Source organism: Myxococcus sp. SDU36, from assembly GCF_030168875.1.
GTDB classification, from domain to species: domain Bacteria; phylum Myxococcota; class Myxococcia; order Myxococcales; family Myxococcaceae; genus Myxococcus; species Myxococcus vastator.
Window position 1 is genome coordinate 5,872,983 of the sequence record NZ_CP077414.1, and the last position, 20,950, is coordinate 5,893,932.

At 69.1% G+C, this 20,950-nt stretch carries 21 protein-coding genes; 6 read left to right on the forward strand and 15 right to left on the reverse strand.

Annotation, left to right across the window (positions count from 1 at the left end):
- Positions 1-362 precede the first annotated feature (362 nt).
- The 9 genes from KGD87_RS23665 to atpG all read right to left on the reverse strand — a co-directional run bounded on the left by KGD87_RS23665 (position 363) and on the right by atpG (position 7,176).
- Positions 363-623 (reverse strand): hypothetical protein, encoded by a 261-nt coding sequence (locus tag KGD87_RS23665; protein ID WP_284662758.1) that lies wholly within the window; start codon positions 621-623, stop codon positions 363-365.
- Positions 620-1,066: an RrF2 family transcriptional regulator gene (locus KGD87_RS23670; protein ID WP_284662759.1), complete on the reverse strand. Its 447-nt coding sequence runs from the start codon at positions 1,064-1,066 to the stop codon at positions 620-622. The genes KGD87_RS23665 and KGD87_RS23670 overlap by 4 nt, the downstream gene beginning before the upstream one ends.
- A 1-nt stretch (position 1,067) precedes the next feature.
- A complete protein-coding gene (locus KGD87_RS23675) occupies positions 1,068-2,066 on the reverse strand; it encodes a 2Fe-2S iron-sulfur cluster-binding protein (RefSeq protein ID WP_284662760.1) in 999 nt (332 codons plus the stop codon).
- Positions 2,067-2,081: 15 nt separating this feature from the next.
- Complete coding sequence (locus KGD87_RS23680; RefSeq protein ID WP_284662762.1) at positions 2,082-2,462, reverse strand: group I truncated hemoglobin; 381 nt, start codon at positions 2,460-2,462, stop codon at positions 2,082-2,084.
- Positions 2,463-2,730: 268 nt separating this feature from the next.
- Entirely contained in the window at positions 2,731-3,141 is a 411-nt protein-coding gene (locus tag KGD87_RS23685; RefSeq protein WP_284662763.1) for a F0F1 ATP synthase subunit epsilon, read from the reverse strand.
- A gap of 21 nt (positions 3,142-3,162) precedes the next feature.
- Positions 3,163-3,732, reverse strand: coding sequence for a hypothetical protein (locus KGD87_RS23690; protein WP_284662764.1), 570 nt, complete (start codon positions 3,730-3,732; stop codon positions 3,163-3,165).
- Between the two features lie 36 nt (positions 3,733-3,768).
- Positions 3,769-5,211, reverse strand: a complete 1,443-nt coding sequence (gene atpD / locus KGD87_RS23695) for a F0F1 ATP synthase subunit beta (protein WP_284662765.1) — start codon at positions 5,209-5,211, stop codon at positions 3,769-3,771.
- A gap of 168 nt (positions 5,212-5,379) precedes the next feature.
- Positions 5,380-6,177 (reverse strand): prohibitin family protein, encoded by a 798-nt coding sequence (locus tag KGD87_RS23700; protein WP_163779198.1) that lies wholly within the window; start codon positions 6,175-6,177, stop codon positions 5,380-5,382.
- Between the two features lie 114 nt (positions 6,178-6,291).
- A complete protein-coding gene (gene atpG, locus KGD87_RS23705; protein ID WP_176415883.1) occupies positions 6,292-7,176 on the reverse strand; it encodes an ATP synthase F1 subunit gamma in 885 nt (294 codons plus the stop codon).
- A gap of 215 nt (positions 7,177-7,391) precedes the next feature.
- Here atpG and KGD87_RS23710 point away from each other — a divergent pair, with 215 nt between their 5' ends.
- The 3 genes from KGD87_RS23710 (at position 7,392) to KGD87_RS23720 (ending at position 8,930) form a co-directional block, all read left to right on the forward strand.
- Positions 7,392-7,820, forward strand: coding sequence for a response regulator (locus KGD87_RS23710; protein ID WP_284662768.1), 429 nt, complete (start codon positions 7,392-7,394; stop codon positions 7,818-7,820).
- A 48-nt stretch (positions 7,821-7,868) separates the two neighbouring features.
- Complete coding sequence (locus tag KGD87_RS23715) at positions 7,869-8,546, forward strand: SanA/YdcF family protein (protein ID WP_284662770.1); 678 nt, start codon at positions 7,869-7,871, stop codon at positions 8,544-8,546.
- Positions 8,547-8,657: 111 nt separating this feature from the next.
- On the forward strand, positions 8,658-8,930 hold the full coding sequence (locus KGD87_RS23720) for a hypothetical protein (protein ID WP_284662771.1): 273 nt from the start codon (positions 8,658-8,660) through the stop codon (positions 8,928-8,930).
- A 61-nt stretch (positions 8,931-8,991) separates the two neighbouring features.
- On the opposite strand, the gene KGD87_RS23725 is transcribed toward KGD87_RS23720, so the two are convergent.
- A complete protein-coding gene (locus tag KGD87_RS23725; RefSeq protein WP_284662772.1) occupies positions 8,992-10,551 on the reverse strand; it encodes an SMI1/KNR4 family protein in 1,560 nt (519 codons plus the stop codon).
- A 632-nt stretch (positions 10,552-11,183) separates the two neighbouring features.
- Between KGD87_RS23725 and KGD87_RS23730 the strand changes: the two genes are divergently transcribed.
- Entirely contained in the window at positions 11,184-12,704 is a 1,521-nt protein-coding gene (locus KGD87_RS23730; RefSeq protein WP_284662773.1) for a CotH kinase family protein, read from the forward strand.
- 41 nt (positions 12,705-12,745) lie between these two features.
- A complete protein-coding gene (locus KGD87_RS23735) occupies positions 12,746-13,090 on the forward strand; it encodes a thioredoxin family protein (protein WP_284662775.1) in 345 nt (114 codons plus the stop codon).
- Positions 13,091-13,120: 30 nt separating this feature from the next.
- On the opposite strand, the gene KGD87_RS23740 is transcribed toward KGD87_RS23735, so the two are convergent.
- From KGD87_RS23740 to KGD87_RS23760, 5 genes are all read right to left on the reverse strand, one after another.
- The gene (locus KGD87_RS23740; RefSeq protein WP_284662788.1) at positions 13,121-13,699 is read right to left on the reverse strand and encodes an imm11 family protein; all 579 of its coding nucleotides are present in this window, start codon (positions 13,697-13,699) and stop codon (positions 13,121-13,123) included.
- A gap of 3 nt (positions 13,700-13,702) precedes the next feature.
- On the reverse strand, positions 13,703-14,455 hold the full coding sequence (locus KGD87_RS23745; protein WP_284662789.1) for an AHH domain-containing protein: 753 nt from the start codon (positions 14,453-14,455) through the stop codon (positions 13,703-13,705).
- Between the two features lie 992 nt (positions 14,456-15,447).
- Complete coding sequence (locus tag KGD87_RS23750; RefSeq protein WP_350099616.1) at positions 15,448-17,457, reverse strand: ankyrin repeat domain-containing protein; 2,010 nt, start codon at positions 17,455-17,457, stop codon at positions 15,448-15,450.
- Between the two features lie 96 nt (positions 17,458-17,553).
- Positions 17,554-19,377, reverse strand: coding sequence for an ABC transporter ATP-binding protein (locus tag KGD87_RS23755; protein WP_176422687.1), 1,824 nt, complete (start codon positions 19,375-19,377; stop codon positions 17,554-17,556).
- A 72-nt stretch (positions 19,378-19,449) separates the two neighbouring features.
- The gene (locus KGD87_RS23760) at positions 19,450-20,388 is read right to left on the reverse strand and encodes a universal stress protein (protein WP_284662792.1); all 939 of its coding nucleotides are present in this window, start codon (positions 20,386-20,388) and stop codon (positions 19,450-19,452) included.
- Positions 20,389-20,782: 394 nt separating this feature from the next.
- On the opposite strand from KGD87_RS23760, the gene KGD87_RS23765 reads away from it, so the two are divergent.
- A complete protein-coding gene (locus KGD87_RS23765; protein ID WP_167371045.1) occupies positions 20,783-20,941 on the forward strand; it encodes a hypothetical protein in 159 nt (52 codons plus the stop codon).
- Positions 20,942-20,950 lie beyond the last annotated feature (9 nt).

The following is a 20,950-nucleotide window of genomic DNA, read 5'->3' on the forward strand; positions in this document are numbered from 1 at the left end:
TGGAGATTAACCGAGGCTCAGGGCAGAACGGCCAGCGAGAAAGGAGCGAAGCCCGTGAAACATCCGCGAGCCGGAGCGGGAAGAATCATGCCGGGGCTTGACGAGCGCGCCACAGCCGTCCTCGAAACTCCGCCGCTCGGATTCTTCACCGTCCACGCTCCATCCCTGGCGCCTGGTGGATCGCAGCGCGGGGTGGGGTGACTACCGCAACCAACACACGCGCGGCAAGCCTCGGCGGGTGCGCGCATTCGCGCACCTGTACACGTGTCCAACTCTCGAAGCTTCGCGCACGGTGGGAATGGCGCACGAGGGACGCGCAAGTGGCACGAGCACGCGGGTGTCGGCACACGCGCGCCGTCACTTCACGCGTCGTCACGTCCCAGGTTGACGACGGCCTGCAAGCGCGCCATCACCGCCTGCGCGCCCTGATGCAGGTGCGTGCCGTCCCAGAGCGCGGGCGTGGTGTGTCCGCCATGCTCGCGCCAGTCCGCCTCCGCCTCGTCGAAGGCCACGTTGCGAAAGCGCACGCGGTCCTCCAGCGCGTAGTCCACGATGTAGCGCCGGGCCTGCGCGGAAGGTGCATCCGCGATGCGATGAAACAGCTCCAGCGTGCCGGACATCATGGCGCGGCGGCGGGGAGGAAGTAGTCCTGCAGGTTCGGGCGCGAGCGGCGGAGCAGGTCCTCCAGCGTGTACCGGTCCAGCACCGCGAGGAACGCCTCGCGCGCTTCGTCCAGCACGCCCTTGAGCCCACAAGCGGGGGAGATGGGGCAGGCGTTGCGCTCCCGGTCGAAGCACTCCACCAGGTGGAAGTCGGGCTCCGCGGCGCGCAGCACGCTCCCCACCCGGATGTCCGCTGGCGCGCGCGCCAGCACCACGCCGCCGGAGCGGCCCGCTCGCGCGTCCACTACCCCCTGCCCCGCCAGCGTCTGCACCACGCGCACCAGGTGGTGCTTGGAGATGCCGTACGCATCCGCCATCTCCTGCGTGGAGACGGGCCGCCCGGTGCGCGTGGCCAGGTAGAGCAGCACCCGCAGCGAGTAGTCGGCATGGAGGGTGAGGTGCACGTCAGCGGGCTCCGGCGTCGGAAGTACGCTGGACCTGGGGGACGCTCGGCAGGAAGGCATCCGTGTGGAGGTCTTTCAGCGAGAGCCCGGCCAGGAACAGCTTCTTGCGAAGGGATAGCACCAATGGCCCGTCTCCGCAGAGCCATGCGCGCCAGCCCAGCGGCCTGGGGCAGTCGGCGCGGATGAGCGCATCGAGCGCACCCTCGGCGATGTCCCGGGTGCCGCCTTCCAGCACGCCCGGACGATAGCGGAACCCAGGATGCTGCTCGGCCAGCGCCCGCAGCTCGGAGGTGAGGTAGAGCCCCTCGGGCGTCCGAGCGCCGTGGAAGAGCCAGATGGGCCCCGAGTGGCCCGCGGCCAGCGCGTCGCGGACGATGCCGTACAGCGGCGCCAGCCCCGTGCCCGTGCCCGCCAGCAACAAGGGCTGCTCGGGCCGGCCGGGCACATAGAAGCAGCTCCCCGCCGGGCCCTGCACCTGGAGCCTGTCTCCCGGCCGTGCGTCACGCGCCAGCCAGCCGCTCATCGCCCCACCGGGCTGGAGCCGCACATGCAGCTCCAGTGCGTCTTCATGAGGCAGGCTGGCCAGCGAATAGCTGCGTGTCAGCCCGTCCTCGCGCACCAGGGAGAGGTATTGCCCCGCGTGGTACGCCAGCGGGCTGTCCGTCACCAGCCGCACGCGAAGGACGCTGGTGGACAGCCACGACAGCGCCTGGATGCGCGCGGGGAGGCGCAGGGCCTCCGCGCCAGTGACTTCCAACAGCGTGCCCTCCGGAGGCCGGCAGGCACAGGCGAGGAAGTAGCCCTGTGCCCGGAGCGTGTCCTTCAGCCCCACCTGCGAGGCCTCCGGAACCGTCCCCGCCACGGCCCGCATCAGGCAGGACTGGCAGGCCCCCGCGCGACACGCATTCGGAATGGACACGCCCTGGCGCAGCAGCGCGTCCAGCACGCTCTCTCCGGACTCCAGCGGATACCAGTTGGACTCGTGCTTCACCTTGGCCATGGCGTGCGCCTCCGGTCAGCGGCCCAGGACGTCCACGCGGGCGCTCTCCGCGATGGCCAGCACCTTCGCCACCAGCGGCGCGGCCACGCCCAGCTCCTCCAGCGTCGCCTTCAGGTGGCCCGCCACCGCGTCGAAGTGCGAGTCGTTCAGCCCCCGCTTCACCAGGGGCGCGTGGCCCGCGCGCATGTCCCTGCCCGAGTAGTGGACCGGCCCACCCGTCACCATCGTCAGGAACGCCTTCTGCTTGGCGGCCTGGCGCTCCATGTCCACGTCCTCGAAGAAGTGGCTGATGTGCTCGTCCGCCAGCACCTTCCGGTAGAAGACCTCCACCGCCGCCGCCATCGCCGGCTCTCCCCCCAACTGCTCGTAGACACTCTGCTCCGCCGCAACGCTCATGGTGCCGCTCCTCTCGCCCGGCATGGGCTTTAAGATGCATTTTAAATGCACTTTAAAACCCGCACCGTCAAATGGGAGCACGCCTGTGAGTGGAGCTACTGCGACCGAGGACAGCGACTGACGGGGGGATGCTCCGGAGGCGCCACCCCAGGGGGCACCGTCACGGAAGACAGCAGCGGACACCGGCTCCGCGCGAGGGGAGCCCGGGTGTCACGCCAGGGCCGCCAGGAGCGGGGGGCGCTCCTGGACGGTGAACCGCGGGAGAAGCCTACGCGCGCGCGGTGTTGGCGGCGCCGATACGGGCGGCCTCACGGCGCACCGTGGCCTGCTCCAGCTCGAAGCGCGCGTCCTCGGAGGACATGCCCTTCATGCGCTCCTGCGCCTCGGTCATGCGGCGGCGGGCGCCTTCCACGTCGATGCCGGCGACGGGCTCGGCCGCGTCGGCGAGCACCAGCACCTTGTCGTTGCCCACCTCCACGAAGCCGCCCGCGACGAAGTAGGACTCGCGCCGGCCGCCCTCAATCAGCGTCAGCGCGCCCGGCTCCATCAGCGACAGGAACGGGGTGTGCCCCGGGCGCACGCCGAACAGGCCCCGGCCGCCAGGGACAATCGCCTCGTCGGCCTGCACCGACAGGATGCGCTTCTCGGGGGTGACAATCTCCACAGTCAGCTTGGCCATGAGGCTCCTCGCACAACCGAATCAGAACGTGAGCTGACGGGTGGTTCCACCCACCGGCTCCAACTCCACCACCCCGGCGTCCGTCAGCCGAGGCCCCTTGCCGGGGATGCCGAGCGTGCCCTCCAGCCACTTGAAGTGGTGGGTGAGCTGGCGCACCTCGGAGAGCTGCCGCGTCGTGAGCCACTCAGTCAGCCGCTTCTCCTGAAGCCGCTGGCCATCCCGCCCGTACTGCGCCGCCACCACCACGCGCGCCCAGCCCGGAGGCCCCTTGGGCTTCTTCGCCTTCGACTTCTTGCTCGGGCGAGGCTCCGGCACCGGCTTGCCCTTCTCCACCAGCGGCCACACCACCCAGACGCGCTCACCGTCGTTGGAGACGAAGTAGTAGTCGTCCACCGTGCCCAGGCACTGCGGCAGCGACCACGCGGGGCCGCTCTCCTGCGTCACTTCCAGCCGGCACTGCCCCTGCGCCACTTCCACCATGCGCACGCTGTACAGCCCGTTGGCGCTCACCCGGGCCCGCCCCTTGCGCTCCTCCGCCACGGCGGGGGAGCTCAGGAACATCAGGACGAGGGCGAGCGCGGCACGGCGCATGGTGGACTCGGCGAGAGGAGGAACGTCCAGCTTAACTCAGACCGCCATCTTGCGAGCGTTGTCGACGACCTCGTCGATGCTGCCCGCCATGTAGAAGGCGCCCTCGGGGATCTCGTCGTGCTTGCCCTCGGAGATCTCCTTGAAGCCCTGGATGGTGTCCTGGAGCTTCACGTAGCGGCCGTCCTTGCCGGTGAAGACCTTGGCCACGAAGAAGGGCTGCGACAGGAACTTCTGGATCTTCCGGGCGCGGGCCACCACCAGCTTGTCGTCCTCGGAGAGCTCGTCCATGCCGAGGATGGCGATGATGTCCTGCAGCTCCTTGTACCGCTGGAGGATGCCCTGGACCTTGCGGGCCACGCCGTAGTGCTCCGCGCCGATGACGGCCGGGTCCAGGATGCGGCTGGTGGAGTCCAGCGGGTCCACGGCGGGGAAGATGGCGAGCTCGGCGATGGAGCGGTTGAGCACCGTGGTCGCGTCGAGGTGGGCGAAGGCCGTCGCGGGCGCCGGGTCCGTGAGGTCGTCGGCGGGGACGTAGATGGCCTGCACGGAGGTGATGGAACCCTTCGTGGTGGAGGTGATGCGCTCCTGCAGGCTGCCCATCTCCGTGGCCAGCGTGGGCTGGTAACCCACGGCGCTGGGGATGCGGCCCAGGAGGGCGGACACTTCCGAGCCGGCCTGGGTGAAGCGGAAGATGTTGTCCACGAAGAGGAGCACGTCGCGGCCTTCCACGTCGCGGAAGTACTCGGCCATGGTCAGCGCGGACAGGGCCACGCGGGCGCGGGCGCCGGGCGGCTCGTTCATCTGGCCGTACACCAGCACGGCCTGGCTGGCCTCCAGGTTGTCCGTCTGGATGACCTTCGTGTCCTGCATCTCGTGGTAGAGGTCGTTGCCCTCGCGGGTGCGCTCACCGACGCCGGCGAACACCGAGAAGCCGCCGCGCTCCACGGCCACGTTGCGGATGAGCTCCTGCAGGAGCACCGTCTTGCCCACGCCGGCGCCGCCGAAGAGGCCAATCTTGCCGCCGCGGGTGTACGGGGCGAGCAGGTCGATGACCTTGATGCCCGTCTCGAACATCTGCACGCGCACGTCCTGCTCCGTGAAGGGCGGAGGCGCGCGGTGGATGGACCAGTACTCCTGCGCCTTCACGGGGCCCATCTCGTCCACCGGGTCGCCGGTGACGTTCAGGATGCGGCCCAGGGTGGCCTTGCCCACCGGCACCTGGATGGGGGCGCCCGTGTTCCTCACGGCCACGCCGCGAGCCAGGCCCTCCGTGGAGTCCATGGCGATGGTGCGGACGGTGTTCTCGCCCAGGTGCTGCGCGACCTCGAGGGTGAGGTTGTCCGCGTCGGCGCTCAGGTTCGCGTTGGTGACCTTGAGGGCCGTGTAGACCTCGGGGAGACCGCCGGGCGGGAACTCGACGTCGACCACGGGGCCGAGGACCTGGATGATTCTGCCTGCCGTCGGAACTTGAGCGCTCATGGAATCGTCTGCCTCGCACGGGGAGCGGACGGGCGCCGCCACCCTTGAAATTTCGGCCCGGCTGGGAGGGCGGGCCCCCTTTACCGGGGCCCCCCCCGGGGGTCAAGCCTCCCGGGCACCTGACTGGTAAGTCCCGCTTAGCGCATGCCACAGGCCGCGCGCCACCCCTTACCGCCCATCCGGCTGGTACACCAGGGGCAGCCCGCTGTTCGGGCTGCCGACCAGGACGACCTTGGCGTTCTGGCTCTGGGCAATCCGCTCCGTGGCCTCGATGCCCTTGAAGCGCAGGTACTCCTCGGTGAGCCCCTTGCGGACGATGTCCTGGTACCGGGCGATGCCCTCCGCTTCGATCTGCTTGCGCTCCGCCTCCTGGCGCTCCTTGTCCAGGGTGAAGCGCATCTTCTGGCTGCGCTGCTCCTCCGCCAGCTTGTCGGCGATGGCGTCGCGGATGGCCGAGGGCAGCGTCACGTCCCGCACCAGGATGGCCTCCACCACCACGTGCTTGCCTTCGAGCGAGCGCATCACCTCCTCGAAAATCTCCTGCTCAATCTGCTCGCGCTTCGAGGAGTAGATTTCCTCCGGCGCGTAGCGGCCGAACACCTTGCGGGCCTCCGAACGGACCACGGGGGCGATCAGGATGTCGGCGTACTTGGGCCCCGTCTGGGTGTGCAGCTCGAAGAGCTTCGCGGGGTCCACCCGGTAGCGCACGCTGGCGTCCACCTTGAGGTCCAGGCCGTTGTTGGACAGGACGCTCAGCCCGTCCTTCATCTCCTGCACGCGCAAGTCGTAGACGATGAGCGACTTGCCCGGCCGCAGGAGGTGGAACCCTTCGCCATACGGCTCACGCTGCGTGCCGCTGCCGAACGAGTCGAACCCGATGCCCCCATACCCGCTGGAGACAGTCTCGAAGCCACACCCCGTGACGCAGCACACCAGCCCCAGGAACAACCACAGCCGCTGACGCATGTACCCCCTCCTCGAGCGCGGACTTGCGCGCTCGGCCAGGGGCTTAAACGCGAAGGGCCCACCCCGATAGACGGGGCGGGCCCAGGAGACGGAGGCGCGGCGGCGCGAAGCGCCCTACTTCAGGGCCTCGGCGCCGGAGACGATCTCCATCAGCTCCTTGGTGATGACCGCCTGACGCGTGCGGTTGTAGGTGAGCGTCAGGCTGCCAATCATGTCGGTCGCGTTGGAGGTGGCGTTCTCCATGGCGCTCATGCGGGCGCCGTGCTCACTGGCCACGCTCTCCAGCAGGGCGCGGTAGAGCTTGATGTTGACGGCCTGGGGCACCAGGCGGTCCAGCACGGCCTGACGGTCCGGCTCGTACTTGAAGTCCACCAGCGCGGTGGAGCCCTCCGTCGGGGCCTGGCCCGGCGTCCCCAGTGTCTGCAGCGGCAGCAACTGAGCGACCTTCACCGTCTGGGCGATGGCGGAGACGAACTCGTTGTAGACGATGTGGACCGCGTCCACCTCGCCGTTGATGTAGCTGGCCACCAGCTCCTCGGCCACGTCCGCGGCGGCGCGGTAGTTCAGGCGCTGGTACAGGCCGCCGAAGTCCTTGCGGATGTTCTGGCCGCGGTTGCGGAAGAAGTCGTTGCCCTTCCGGCCCACGGTGGAGAGGCGGATGCTCTCCAGGTTCGTGTTCTCGTAGAGGAACCGGTTGGCGCGGCGGATGACGTTGGAGTTGAAGCCGCCGGCGAGGCCACGGTCCGACGTGAGGAGCACCAGCTCCACGCGCTTCACCGGACGGGCCGTGAGCAGCGGGTGGCTGAGGCTCTCCGCCCCGGCGCGGGCGGACAGGTCCGCGATGATCTGGTCCAGCATCGTCGCGTAGGGACGCGCCGCCAGGATGCCGTCCTGCGCCTTGCGGAGCTTCGCGGCGGAGACCATCTTCATCGCCTTGGTGATTTGACGCGTGTTCTTCACCGAGCGGATGCGCTTGCGAATGTCGCGAAGGGACGCCATGGACCGGGGAGCTCCTGTGGGGCGTTCGACCCGCTTTGTCCAGAAGGAAGGCGGGGCAGGGTAAGACGGGGCCCCCTATATAGGCGGGGCGGGAGCCGGTCAACGGATGCCTGCCGCCGCCGGGCAGACGATCGCCCGCCCCACCGGATACGGCAGGCTGCCGAGCCTCCCTGACAGCCCCTCCCCACAGTCGTACACGGACTTACCTTGCGGGCATGGTGGCTCAATCGTCATCCGGTCCGCTGCTCATCGTCGAAGACGACGTCGACATCTGTGAGGCCCTCCAGGACTACCTGGAGATGCACGGCCACGCGGTGCGAGTGGCGCGCAACGGCCGGGAGGCCCTGGAGCAGCTCGCCCAGCCTCCCCGCCCCGCCCTCATGATACTGGACATGGCCCTGCCCATCTTGGACGGCCACCGGGTGTTGACGACCCGCAAGGCGAGTGAAGCCCTGGCCCAGGTGCCAGTCATCATCCTGTCCGCGGGCATGGCGGCGATGAATCCGAGAGACCGGGCCGTCTACGCGTCCACGTACAACGTGGCGGCATTCCTGAAGAAACCGGTGGAGCCCCGGCAGTTGCTGGAGGCCATCGAGCGGTACGCGCCCAAGCCGGCAGGTACCCAGGCGGGCATGTCCCCTTGAGACAAGGGCGTCGCTCTGGGCTTTCCGGTGGAGGGAGCCCGGAACACAATGGCCCCTCTACCGGTGTTCGTGGGGCCCATGAAGCCAGGCGGTGCGAGACGGGTGTGGTTGCGTAGAGGCCTCGCGGTCCTGGCCGCGGGTGGGCTGGGGCTGCTCGCCCTCTCCCATCTCGTCCGGATCAGCTACGAGGACCGCATCGTCCCCCTGGAGCAGGCGCCCCAGGCCCCCGTGGCGCTGGTGTTCGGCGCGGGCCTGGCGCGGGGCGCGGTGCCCTCTCCCGTGCTCGCCCAGCGGCTGGATGCGGCCGTCGCGCTGTGGCAGCAGGGCAAGGTGCGGACGGTGCTCGTCAGCGGGGACCAGACGAAGCCCTTCCACCACGAGACGCGCGCCATGCGGCGCTACCTGGTGGAGCACGGCGTCCCCGAAAGCGCGGTCCAGGGCGACGAGGCGGGGCTGTCCACCTATGACAGCTGCCTGCGGGCCGCCACGGTGTTCGGCGCGAAGCGGGCGGTGCTCGTCACCCAGCGCTTCCACCTGACGCGGGCGCTGTTCATCGCCAACTCGGTGGGCATCGAGGCGTGGGGCGTGGCCGCTGACGAAGGACGGTCGACGCCGTGGCGCTACCAGGTGCGAGAGACGCTGTCGCGCGTGCTGGCCCTGGCCATGGTGATGCTGGAGGTGGAGCCCGCCTACCCCTCCGGCCACACCGTGCTCCCGGAGCGCTGAGGCACGGGCAGGCATGGCAGGCAGGCGGGCGGCGAGAATTGCCGGGGCCCCCGCGGGTTCTCATCCTTGAGACGAGGGCAGCCGACTCACCGCGCTTTCCGAGGAGAGGCCATGCGATTCAAGAAGCTGGGGTCAGACGACGTGGGCGAGTCCACCTCTCGGCGTCACATGAACCCGGACACCGGTGAGGATGAAATCAACATCTCCGACCAGGACCTGGCGGCGACCCCACCGCTGGAGGAGGAGCCGGACTTCCGCGACATCCTCCCGGACGAGATTCATGAGTTCCGCCGGGGTGATGAGGAGGAAGAGCCGCTGGAGTTGACGGCGCAGCCGGGCTACCGCCTCCGCCCCATCGACTTCGACAAGCTGCCGCAGGGATAGACGTGCGGTGAGGCGACGTCGAGGCAAGGCGCAGGGGTGCGCCTTGCCTCCGAGCCTGTGACTACCGGCCGCGAGCGGCCTTCTTCGTCGCTGGCTTCTTGGCTGAGCCCTTCTTCGAGGCGGCGGTCTTCTTCGCCCCGGACTTCTGAGCAGCGGCCTTCTTCACAGAGGACTTCTTGGCTGCGCGCGTCGGAGCAGCCGCCTTCTTGGCTGCGCCCTTCGGGGCACCAGCCCGCTTCGCACCGCCCTTTTGAGCGGGGACCTTCTTCGCCGCGCCCTTCTGCACAGGGGCCTTTGCGGTGACGGCCTTCTTCGCCGCGCCCTTCTGCACAGCGGACTTCTTCGCGGACTTCGAGGTAGCGGATTTCTTCGCTGCGACCTTCTGGGCAGGGGCCTTCGAGGTAGCGGCCTTCTTCGCCGAGGCCTTCTGCACAGGGGCCTTCGTCGCAGCCTTCGAGGTGGCCGACTTCTTCGTTGCGCTCTTCCGAGCAGCGGCCTCTGTCGTGGCCTTCGCGGTGCCTGACTTCTTCGGAGCACCCTTCTGAGTCGAATCCTCCGTCACGGACTTCGCGGCGACGAGCTGCTTCGTTGCGGCCTGCTGGGCTGCCTTCGCCGTACCGGCCTTCTTCGTCGCGGCCTTCTTGGGCGCAGCCTCCGGTCCCGCAGCGGCCTCACCCGTTCCAGCAAGGAGGTCCGCCGAGGCCACTCCAGTCGCGGTCTTCTTCGCGGGGCGCGTCTTCGCGGAAGCCGGCTCCGCGGCGGCCTTCTTCACACCCTGCACCTTGCTCGACGCGCTCTTCGGGAACAGCACGCCAGCTCCGCCGATGGCGAGCGGTATCTGCTGGGCCTGCGCGCGCGCCTTTTTCGGGCCTGCTCCATCCTCGTGCCGGGAAGACGAGCGGACGTCGTCGTACTCGTACGCGAGTTCGCGAACCTCCGGCTCTTCCACCTCGGCGGCCTCTTCATCGGCCAGCTCCGCCTCCTCGAGCTGCTCCGCCTCTTCGACCGCTTCAGCCTCGGCCGCCGCACCGGGCGGTGCTTCGCCGGCCTCCGCCGCGTCCTCCTCCTCGTCGACCTGGACGCCGGAAAGCGCACCCTGGAGGACGGCATTCATCGCCCGGGCAAAGGTGCGCTCACCGAAGCTCTCCACCTCCGCGGGAGGCACGAGCACGTCGAGCATGTCCTTCAGCGAGCGGTACAGCCGCATCTGCCGCTTCTCGCCCTCCCAGGTGCCATAGAGCCAGTCGTCGCCCTCGAGCGCCTCGACCCAGGCCGGCAACGGACCGCCACCATCGCCCTGCTCCACCATGGCCGACTTGCGCGAGGCGAAGAGGTGCCGGTGCTGCCCCTTCAAGCCGATGCGCCACAGCCCCGCCGCGGGAAGCCCTTCCAGCTTGAGGCGGGTCTTCTCCATGACGCTCGGGTCCGCCTCCGCGCCGTGCAGCCGGAAGAGGAGCACCTCACCGTTGAGTTCGCCTCCATTGAACGCCTGATACAGGTCGGTGAGCTCGTCGGGGAATGGAACGCCGCACTCCGTTTCGGCCCGACGAATCTCCTCCGGAGAGACGCCAGCTGACGATGCCTTTACCGACTTGCGAAGTGCCTCCAACCACTCGTGCATGACCCCTCCACGACATCCAGTCGCACAACCTTACGGCGGCTGAGCGCTCCTGCGCAGCGCGGGCTTTGGCTTTTGATGACACCGCGCCAGAGCTGATCCAATTCGCTCCGGCTGACAGGGCGGCCACCACCGCGCGCAGGCATACCTTGAAAACCCGTCCCCCCTGTCCAACCCATCCCCTCCTCCGGAAAAACAGGACTCACGCACGGAGGGGATGCCCCGGGAGCCCGCTCCAGCCGCCCGCGCTTCGGGACGGTCCAGGCGTTCCGCTGATCCATCCTCCCCCGGGTGAGGCGTCCCATCGCGGCAACACCCCACTCGCCTGGCCGCCCAGGGCCCGGCCAGAGCGCTCAATGGAGGGAGCCGCCCGGCCGCACGAGCGGAATCTCCGACCGTGCTTAGCCTCCGCCAGACCGTGCCGGGAGCACCGCGCTGGCGGCTCCCCGGGACGTAACAGGCAGGGAGGACGACGCATGGGACGCGGAGCGGGATGGTGGGTGGCATGTTGGGTCGTCCTGGCCGCCTGTGGTCCAGGCGATGGGCAACGACGGGAGACTCCGCTCCAGGATGGAGCCCCTTCGACACCTGGGGGCGCATATCCCCAGGTCCAGCAGGACGTCCCCACCTTCGCCGTGGACGTGGCGCCGGAAGACCTCGCGAGGCTGGAGGCGGACCCGTCGTCGGACGACACAGTGCCCTGCGTGGTGACCCTGGGAGGCGTGCGCGCGACGGGGCAGCTGCGCTTCCGCGGCGCCAGCACGCGGGAGCTGCCGCAGAAGAGCTACAAAATCGAACTGGACTCCGGCCAGGCGCTGGAGGACCGCGACCACTTCCATCTGCTCGCGAGCTGGTTCGACGGAGGGAAGCTGACGGAGAAGTTCGCGGTGGACCTGTACACCGCGATGGGACTGCCCGTGCCCAGCGCGCGCTACGCCCGCGTGAGCGTGAATGGCGAACACCAGGGGCTCTACCTGGACATGGAGCACGTCGGAAAGGACTGGCTGAGGCACCACGGGCACGAACGGGGCGCGGCCATCTATCGCTGTGGCCATCGCAACTGTGAGCTGACGCTGGAGCCCGGCCCCCACCAGGGTGACTTCGAGAAACGCATCCCCAACGACGCGCCGGACCGCGAGGCGCTCGACACGCTCCTGGCATGGGTGAACCGGGGCGATGACGCCACCTTCGACGCCATGATGGAGCGGCATGTGGATGTGGAGGCGTACCTCGGCAACCTGGTGGCGGATGCGCTCATCTCCAACAGCCTCATCGAGGACTCGGGCAGCTTCTGGATTCACGAGCCCCAGACGGACCGGTGGACGTACGTGCCCTGGGATTTGAACAACGCTCGGATGCTCTACTGGCGCACGACGAACGCCGAGACGCCGCTCCCCGTCGACGCCTCGCCGCGGTCCTTCACGCTGTATGACGCCGCGGTGCAGGAGGTGTTCGACCAGCGGGTGCGGACCCGGCCCGAACAGCGGCCCACCTGGAGCGTGCTGGCCACGCGGGTGTGGGACCGGCCCGCGCTCCGAGCACGCGTGCTGGAGAAGCTCGAGGCCGCGCTCGCGGGCCCCTTCTCCGAGGAGCAGGCCCTGGCGCACATCGAGGCGCTGTGGAAGGTCGTGGAGCCCGAGCTGCGCGAAGACCCGTCCGTCTCCGAAGCACACGCGCGTCGCGCACGGGAGGTCCTCCGAGACTACGTGCGTGGACGGCGCGCGTGGTTGCTCGAAGCCCTGAGCGCCCTGCGCGCACACGGAACAGGCCCACTGGTCATCCGCGCGGTCGCCTCGGGGAGCACGGGCTTCGTGGAGCTCCACAACCGCGGCACCGCTCCACTGCGCCTGGAGGACTACGAGGTCACCTCCGACTTGCGCGCGCCGGTGCGCTACCGACTTCCAGCCGGCGTCCTGGAGGCCGGCGCGGCCCTCCGGTTGGAGGCGAGCGGCGACGTGGCCCGAGGACCGTGGCACCTCCCGTTCACCCTGCCTTCGGAGGGGGGCGAGGTGGGGGTGTTCAACGCCACGCGGGGGGCGCGTCCGCTGCTCCACAGCCCCGAGGATGCCGTCTGGTACGGCCCACTGCCCGCTGGCACGGTGTACGAGCGCCGGGGCGGGGGCGCTGGCGAGGACTTCGAGCCGCGAGCCCCGTGAGCGGATTGAACACGACGCTCGAGCCCGTTAGGCAGGAGGCCATGGCACATCCCGTGAGCTACGAGGGGACGGCGGAGAACTTCGACCAGCTGGTCCTCGAACCCAAGGGCGAGTTGGTGGTCGTGGACTTCTGGGGTGACGGCTGCCCAAACTGCGACATCTACGCGGCGGCCGAGCCCGCGCTGCTGGCGGAGCTGGATGGCGCCCCGATGCGCGTCGTCAAGGTGAACGCGTACCAGTACGAGGACCTGGCCAGGCGCTTCGGACTCTTCGGCATCCCCACGTTCCTGCTGTTCCGTGAGGGCAAGCTCATCGGGAAGATGAGCCAGTACTATGGAAAAGAGTACTGGCTCGGCGTGGTGCGGGACCACCTGCCCAAGGGCTGAGGGGAGTGCGTCAGAGGGGTCGGAAATCGCTCACCTGAATCCGGAAGCGTCACCCCACTCCGACACAGGGATGAAGCGCAGCCCTTCCGGCGGCGGTGACAGGGCGAGCACCCGCTCAACTACCGTCCGGTGAAAGACGTGGACCACGGACTCGGCGAGGCGAAAGACCAGGCGTTCTTCGAGAGGAGTCTCGCCAAGCACCGCTTCATCCAGGAAGAGCTTGTCGATGCTCAACAGAATCAATCCGCTCCGGGATGCCTCAAAAATGGAGCGATTCCGGTCCATGCAGCGAATCGACTTCCACATGTGAACCAGCCAGTAACGCAGCACAAAATCTCCTGCCTGAACGTCTGCGGGGACGAGCTGGACACCGCGGAGAGCGACAGCCTCCAGCGCCTCCTTCACCCTGGTGGAGACGACTGGCGCTGGCAGGCTGTGGTGGTCCACCATGACCGGCCTGGGCGGAATGGGCTCCCCCCACTTGAGCTTCACCGGCTCGTGGACCACAACGGGCGCGGGCTTGAGAAAGGGGAGGTACCCCTGGTCCCACGTCAGCAGCGGGTGCTGCTGGGACCGCGCACGCACGAGGACGCAGTAGTCGTCTTGCATGGCCTACTCCCCCACCTGGAGAGCACGCCGCGCCAACGCGGCACCGGTGTCACCATGACTGGCTCCATGCTTTCGGCCGCGAGGACACGCGCGTCGCGGCTTGTCCTGGATGCTCTCAACTCCAGCACAGCCGCTCCCCCCAGGTAGGTAGTCCAGCCCATCGGTCGTGAGCGTCCATTGGCCAGCAGCCAACTTCCTAAGAATCATCTGGCTCACATCGTCCAGCTCAGCCGTCAGCCCGTTGGGGTTGGAACAGAAGGCGCCACCAGCAGCCACCTGCGCAACCTGTGCAAGCAACCGCTTGACCGCTTCCGGATAGGCCAAATCCATGTCGAAGGCCCACCCTCCAGAATGGGGACCGATGTGGACGGGGACGTGGAGCTCGCATGCCACGGCCAGCACCATCGGCAGCATGACACCATTCTCGCGCCGGTTGATGTCGTAGCCGAAATCTCGGCAGAAACGTGCCCACAGCTCGTCATCCGCCATGGCCTCCGAGCAGATGAGGTGGTGGGCTGCGATGGTCCAGCGCCCTGTATACCAGGGGTGCTCCTTCGACTTGCGGCCCGCCAGGATGTTCTCACGTAGCTCGGTGGGGTTCCCATGGTGCCAGCCCCACGCGGCGGCGAACTTGTGCGACGCCTTCCCGCAGTACTCGCATGGCGGGCGAGGCGGCGGCTTCGGCCCATCGCCTGGCTTCGATTGCAGGAATCGGACACGCGCCCCGCGAATGATGACAGGCATGCCCTGAATCACACACCTGGCGTACCGCCTATTAAATGGCACGCGGGCGCAGGCGAACGCGCACTTTCCTACAGGACGCCGAGCGTCTCAGGGGCCAGCGCCGATGGCCGCACGCCGCGTCACCGCGCGGACGAACTTCAGGAGAGACGTCGGGGCACCGAGGGCCTCCAGGATTTCCTCACGGGTGGCGAAGCCGCACAGGTGAATCCCGTTGAGACACCCATCGCAGATGAAGTCCGCGTCCGGAATGAGTCCCCAGGCCCCGTGCGAGCCTCTGCGCTGCCTCACTGGGTGACGGCCAAGCCCCCACCTGCCGCCGCCGGGAGCACCAGCGCCCCTGCCAGTCGCCCTTGATGTCCGCGAGCCAGATGCAGCCCAGCAGCGGGACGTGCCCCTCGGCCACGCACCGACGCTCGCAGCGCGCCAAGAGCGCGGCGTTGCACAGCCAGGGGCCGTAGTAGATGGTCGTCTGCACCGTCCCGCCCACCGGGCCAGGGATTGTCGGCCCCACCCACTTCGCCGAGGGCTTCGTGCTGACCGTGGCCGAGCCGCAGCCGCCAAGGGCGCGCAACAGGGACACGCTCACGAAGTGCTGGCGGCGCCACGGCTCCACGCAGGACATGATAGCGCAGACAAACCGGAAGCATCAGTCACCGATGCAGTGGCTGCAGTGGTGGACAGGCCGCCGCCGGCAACACAAGCTGCCTTGAGGAACTGCACGTCTCCCGCACGGCCTGGACCCGCCTGGAGTCCCTCGTCGCGACGTTCGGTCGCGCCGGCATCCCGCGCGCCCACCGCTCGGGCGCCCTGAACCTGCGCATCCTCCGCTCCGAGGGTGTCCCTCCGCCCGAGCGCGCCCGGCAGCCACTTGAAGCCTGGACGGAGTTTGCATCACCGGCAACTCAGCCGGCGAGGCGCTCGAAGTCATCGCGGGTGCCACGCAGCTTGCAGCACCCCAGGAGGGTGTATGCAATGGCGGCGCACTCGCCACCCGCGGCACGCGTCTACACCTGCACGGCCCCGTCCTTGCGCAGCACATTGAACAGCTTGTCCCGGTCCAGCTCCGACCTGGCGAAGGCCTTGGCGACAAAGAGCTTCTTGAGCGCCGCGTCCGAGGCGTCGAACTCGCCGTTCTCGTAGTGGTGCTTCGCCTTCACCTTGGCCTGGATGTCGTGGTCGTCCGCGATGACCACGCCCGCCTTCAGCACGCCGCCGACCCGGAGCGAGGCGTCGTTGCCGTGGCCCCACACCACCCGCGCCTCCAGGTCCTTGCCCACGACGACCTCGCCGTCCGTGTCCAGCCCCGTGGCGCGCAGCGTGCCGCCCACCACGAGCATCCCCTCCATCCCCGCGTTGCGCACCACACCTTCCACCGTGAGGTCTCCCGTCACGAGCAGCGGCCCGTCGACGTGCACGTCGCCCTTCACCACGAGGTCCCCGCGCACGAAGCGCGGCAGCTTGGACAGACGGGGCGTCTTCTCCTCGGCCGGCAGCACATCCCGCGCGAGCTGCACCACCGCCATCGCCGTCCACGGGAGCCCGCCCTGGAGCGCGGCCGCGAGCTGGTCCCACGACGTGGCACCTTGAAGCGCGAGCCCCTTCAGGACCTGTTCGACGCCGTCCACGTCCTTGTCCTCGAAGTACCAGGCCTTGAGCAGCGCCTTGCGCTGACGCGCCAGCGCCTCCAGCAGCGGCTGCACGTCCAACGCGCCGGCCTTGCCCGAGGAGACCTTGGCTCCCATGCGCTGGGCGAGGGACGCGTTCTGGTGCTCCAGCGCCTCCTGCACGGGCGTCTGGCCGCTGCCATTCTTCAGCGAGACATCCGCCCCCACCTTGAGCAGGACCTCGATGACGGGGCCTCGCTCCTTGAAGCGCGCGTGCTGATGCAGCGGCGTCCAACCCTTACCCGCGTTGGGGCTCGCGCCCGCGTCGATGAGCGCTTGAGCCACGTCGGCCTGACGCGCTTCGAAGAGCGCCGTCCGCCCTGACGCATCGAGCGCATCCACGGGCACGCCGCCCTTCGCCAGCGGGGCGATGCAGGACACGCTGCCGTGCTCGGCCGCGACATGCAGCGGCGTGGACTTCTTCGAATCGACGACGTCGGCGGTGACGCCCAGGCGCAGCAACTCCTTCACCAGCGCCGCGTCATCCACCATCGCGGCCAGGTGGAGCACGCTGTGCTTGCTGGAGTCCTTCACCTCCAGGTCCGCCCCCAGCGCGACCAGGGCCAGCACCCGGCCCGTGCGGCTGTTGCCTTCGAAGCCACGCCCGAAGAACGGCTTCGCGTCCAGCCCCGCCGCGAGCAGGAGCCCAGCATCCAGGTCCTTGGCCTGCTTCCCCTTGGGGCGCGCCGCGGGCTTCTGCTTCCGCAGCCATGCGTGGAAGCCCTCATCGGAGAAGGCGCCCTCCAGGCCCTGGAAGTTGAGCGGGTCGGTGTCATCCGTCACGCCCTGGGCGCACACGCGGGGGGACTCCTCCAGCTTGGAGAACAGCTCGCGGTAGCCCTGCTCCTTCTTGCCCTGTGTCAACGCACGCCAGGCTTCGAGTCCACGACGCCCGCGTTGATGGTCAGGGAGTGGCCGCAGGCTGTCGGCCTCATCCAGCGCGGCCTCCGCCTCGTCGAGCTGCGCCACGGTCGGCTTGCGCCGCACCAGGTCCTCCGCCCACTGACTCAGGGCCAGCGAGCGCGCACGATGAGCGAGCGTCAGCGCGCCACCGGGCTTCGTCCCTCGGGTCAGCGCGAGGATGCGGTCACGAAGCCGCCAATGCTCCGCCTTCAGCTCCTGCTCCCATCGGTGCGGCTCCATGCGGCGCGTCGAGTCCAAGCACCAGCTCAGGGAGTGGAGACCCAGCAGATGCTCGGGCTCCGCCGCCACGACTTCGCGCAGCAATGGAATCGCCTGGTCCAGCTGCGGCGGCATCTCGTCCAGCAGACGGTCCGCCTTCTTCATCAACCCAGCGACATGGACCTTCTTCGGAGCCTGAGCACGCGACATGGCGAGTGAACCTGCCATGAGACAGTGACCTGCGCGCGCGAAATTCACGGACCGCGGGGACCCTCGCAATCCGAGAATTCTCACGCGCCAGACAGTGGCATGAGCGCTGCCTGCTCAGTCCCGGTAGCCGCGCGCCTGCAGCCGGAACAGGTGCGCGTAGCGGCCGTCCTTCGCCATCAGCTCGTCGTGGCTGCCCAGCTCGTCCACCTGCCCGTTGTGGAGCACGGCAATCTGGTCCGCCATGCGCACCGTGGAGAAGCGGTGCGAAATCACAATCGCGATGCGGTCCGCCGCCAGCGCCTGGAAGCGCTCGAACAGCGCGTGCTCCGCCTCCGCGTCGATGCTGGCCGTGGGCTCGTCCAGAATCAGCACCTCCGCGTCGTCGCGCATGAAGGCCCGCGCCACCGCCAGCTTCTGCCACTGCCCCGCCGATAGCTCCTGTCCCTTCTCGAACCAGCCGCCCAGCATCGTGTCGAACTGCTGCGGCAGCGCCGTAATCACCCCGCTGGCCCCGCCCTCCTCGGCCGCCTTCTCGATGCGGCTCCGGTCCTCCAGCGCCGGCACATGCCCCAGGCCGATGTTCTCCGCCACGTTGAACTGGTAGCGCACGAAGTCCTGGAACACCGCCCCGAAGCGGCTGCGCAGGTCCTCCACGTCCATGTCCTTCAGGTTGACGCCGCCGTAGAAGATGTCGCCGTCCACCGGCTCGTACAGGCGCAACAGCAGCTTCACCAACGTGCTCTTCCCCGCCCCGTTCTCTCCCACCAGCGCCAGCTTCTGTCCCGGCTTCAGCGTCAGCGACACGTTCCTCAGCGCCCACGCCTCCTTCCCCGGATAGCGGAAGGACACGTCACGCAGCTCGATGGCGCTGTCCTGTCCTCGCGGCGGCGACAGGGGCGGCAGCACCCGCGTCGCCTCGCCGCCCGTGGGGATGTCCAGGTACGCGAACAGGTTGCTCATGAAGAGCGCGTCTTCGTACATGGAGCCCACGCTGGTCAGGATGCCCTGGAACGCCGCCTGCCCCTGACGGAACACGCTCAGGTACAGCACCATGTCGCCCACGCTGATGCTCCCGCTCGCCGCGCGGCCCGCCACCAGCAGGTAGCAGCCGTAGAAGGCCCCCAGCGAGAAGACGCCCAGCCCCAGGCCCCAGGCCATCCGCCGGAAGGCCAGCGCCCGGTCCTCCGCGAAGAACTTCTGGAAGAGCGTGCGGTAGCGCCCCAGCACCAGCGGCCCCAACCCGAAGAGCTTCACCTCCTTCACGTGGCTGTCCCGCGTGAGAATCCACTCCAGGTAGTTCAGCTTGCGTCCCTCGGGCGCGCGCCACGAGTAGAGCCGGAAGCCCGCCATGGCCAGCCGCGCCTCGGCGATGAAGGCCGGCACCGACGCGGCCACCAGCACCACCACGCTCCACGGCGACAGCGCCACCAACAACGCGGCGAAGGTCCCCAGGGTGATGGCGTTGCGGACGATGGAGAACGCCTGCGTCACCAGCGACAGCGGCCGGCTGTTCGCCTCGCGCCGCGCGTTCTGCATCTTGTCGTAGGTGGCCGAGTCCTCGAAGTGCTGCAGCTCCAGCGCCAGCGCCTTCTGGAGGATGCGCTCGTTGAGCAGGTTCCCCAGGTTGGCGCGGAGCAGCTCGCGCGTCAGCGTCAGCCCACGCTCCACCACCGCCGAGCCCAACATCAACCCGAACTCCAACCCCACCAACCCATACACCCGCGAGCGGGCCTCCACCGAGCCCTGCGCCGCCGCCACCACCGAGTCCACGATGAGCTTGCCCACCCAGGCGATGGCCGCTGGCAGCAGCGCCGCCACCAGCGTCAGCGCGCCCAGCACCACCGCGCCGCGCGGGCTGGCTTGCCAGAAGAGCCGGAAGGTCCCCGGCAACTGCTTGAAGAGACTGCCCGCGTTCTGGAAGCGGGCCTTGAGCGACACCGGGGCGGCGGGGGCTGTTGTAGGACGAGGAGACACGGGCCGCGTTCATAACGCGGAGCGCGCCCGCCTGCTTCAGGATGCGGGCGGAAGGTGGCGCGACACCAGCACGTCGCAGCTCGCGCGCGCCAGCACCTGCTCCGTCAGCGGCGTGCGCGCCTCCTCGGCGGACATGGCCAGCGCCAGCAGGTCCGAGCCCCGCTCCAGCGCCTCCGCCAGGATGCCCTCCTCGGCCGGCTCACCGCAGCGCACCCGCACCTCCAGCTCGCGGCCCGCCTCCCGGTAGGGCGCGAGGAAGCGGCCAAGCGCCACCCGCGCCTGATGCTCCCGCTCCTGCCTCAGCAGCAGCCACCGCTCGGCCGGCGCGTGGGCGCGGCGCAGCTCCGCCTCCTGCGCCTCCGTATCCACCACGTGCAGCACGTCCACCAGCGCGGGCGCCGGGCACAGGCGCAAGGTCAGCTCCAGCGCCCTGCGCGACTCGCGCGAGAAGTCCACCGCCACCAGCGGCCTGCCGTAGGGCCGGCCCGGGTGCGGCACCACCACCAGCACGGAGACGCCCAGCCGGCGCACCATGTGCCGCACCGTCGAATCCTCGGCCAGCGCACGCACCGGGTACGTCACGTGCGGACGCCCCAGCACCACCAGCTCCGCGCCCAACGTCCGCGCCACCGCCGACGCCACCTCCACCGGGTCCCCCCGCCCCAGCTCCTCGCGCACGTCGATGTCCACGCGGCTGCGCAGCCGCCTGCACACGGAGCTCACCGCCTTGCGCAGGCAGCGCTCCCCCGACAGCGTCCCACCGGGCCCCTGCTGCCCGTCCAGGACGGGGGCCACGTGCAGCACGCAGAAGACGCTCCCCTGCGCCAGCGGGAGGCGCAGCGCGCGCGCCAGCGCGAACTCGGAGCGCAGCGAGAAATCCGTCCCCACCACCAGGCGCGACACGCCCCGCTGCCCTCGGGCGAGCCCTGGAGGGAGCAGCGGCGCTGCCATCCTCGAAAGCTGTGATGACCTCATCTCCATCCCTCCTTCCCTTCCACCCGACTCACGTTCACACCTCGAAGATTCAGGCGCCGCGCGCCAGGCGCCACCGGGCTCGGCGTGTCGCAAAGTCCGCGACCGGGCAAGCCTCCGAAACAGGCCCACCTCCCCCCAGGGCACACCCCGCGGTGGGCAGAGGTGCCGAGGAGCGGCTCCCTGAAAAATCTCCAGCAACCCGCCGGCCGTCCCCCCGGAGGAGAAGGGAGAGCAGGCGTCCATCACGAGGCTTGGCCTGCTTGGCACGTCCGAAGTCCGACAGAAGGTCCGAGCGAGGCACGGCCGCTGCTTTGCAGAAGGGTCCGGGCGGGCAGCGACAGGCGGGCAGCAACAGGCGGGGTCGGGCGGAACGCTGAAGAAGGGGGAAGTGCCAATGCGCGGGGTCATCACCGGACGAGAGGTGGTCGCCAACCTGGGGCTCATCTACCGGGAGTTCGGGACGGGCTGCGTGCTGCGCTGCCTGTGGGTCATGCTGAGCGGGAAGACGACGACGTTCCTCGAGGTCGCGTGCCCGCCGGTGGCGAAGCGGTAGCAACGGCAC

Excerpts from the sequence above, each read along its gene's own strand:
- KGD87_RS23665 (WP_284662758.1), bottom strand. The coding sequence starts at position 623 with ATGATGTCCGGCACGCTGGAGCTGTTTCATCGCATCGCGGATGCACCT.
- KGD87_RS23675 (WP_284662760.1), bottom strand. The coding sequence starts at position 2,066 with ATGGCCAAGGTGAAGCACGAGTCCAACTGGTATCCGCTGGAGTCCGGA.
- KGD87_RS23680 (WP_284662762.1), bottom strand. The coding sequence starts at position 2,462 with ATGAGCGTTGCGGCGGAGCAGAGTGTCTACGAGCAGTTGGGGGGAGAG.
- KGD87_RS23685 (WP_284662763.1), bottom strand. The coding sequence starts at position 3,141 with ATGGCCAAGCTGACTGTGGAGATTGTCACCCCCGAGAAGCGCATCCTG.
- KGD87_RS23690 (WP_284662764.1), bottom strand. The coding sequence starts at position 3,732 with ATGCGCCGTGCCGCGCTCGCCCTCGTCCTGATGTTCCTGAGCTCCCCC.
- atpD (WP_284662765.1), bottom strand. The coding sequence starts at position 5,211 with ATGAGCGCTCAAGTTCCGACGGCAGGCAGAATCATCCAGGTCCTCGGC.
- KGD87_RS23700 (WP_163779198.1), bottom strand. The coding sequence starts at position 6,177 with ATGCGTCAGCGGCTGTGGTTGTTCCTGGGGCTGGTGTGCTGCGTCACG.
- atpG (WP_176415883.1), bottom strand. The coding sequence starts at position 7,176 with ATGGCGTCCCTTCGCGACATTCGCAAGCGCATCCGCTCGGTGAAGAAC.
- KGD87_RS23710 (WP_284662768.1), top strand. The coding sequence starts at position 7,392 with ATGGTGGCTCAATCGTCATCCGGTCCGCTGCTCATCGTCGAAGACGAC.
- KGD87_RS23715 (WP_284662770.1), top strand. The coding sequence starts at position 7,869 with ATGGCCCCTCTACCGGTGTTCGTGGGGCCCATGAAGCCAGGCGGTGCG.
- KGD87_RS23720 (WP_284662771.1), top strand. The coding sequence starts at position 8,658 with ATGCGATTCAAGAAGCTGGGGTCAGACGACGTGGGCGAGTCCACCTCT.
- KGD87_RS23725 (WP_284662772.1), bottom strand. The coding sequence starts at position 10,551 with ATGCACGAGTGGTTGGAGGCACTTCGCAAGTCGGTAAAGGCATCGTCA.
- KGD87_RS23735 (WP_284662775.1), top strand. The coding sequence starts at position 12,746 with ATGGCACATCCCGTGAGCTACGAGGGGACGGCGGAGAACTTCGACCAG.
- KGD87_RS23740 (WP_284662788.1), bottom strand. The coding sequence starts at position 13,699 with ATGCAAGACGACTACTGCGTCCTCGTGCGTGCGCGGTCCCAGCAGCAC.
- KGD87_RS23750 (WP_350099616.1), bottom strand. The coding sequence starts at position 17,457 with ATGGCAGGTTCACTCGCCATGTCGCGTGCTCAGGCTCCGAAGAAGGTC.
- KGD87_RS23760 (WP_284662792.1), bottom strand. The coding sequence starts at position 20,388 with ATGAGGTCATCACAGCTTTCGAGGATGGCAGCGCCGCTGCTCCCTCCA.
- KGD87_RS23765 (WP_167371045.1), top strand. The coding sequence starts at position 20,783 with ATGCGCGGGGTCATCACCGGACGAGAGGTGGTCGCCAACCTGGGGCTC.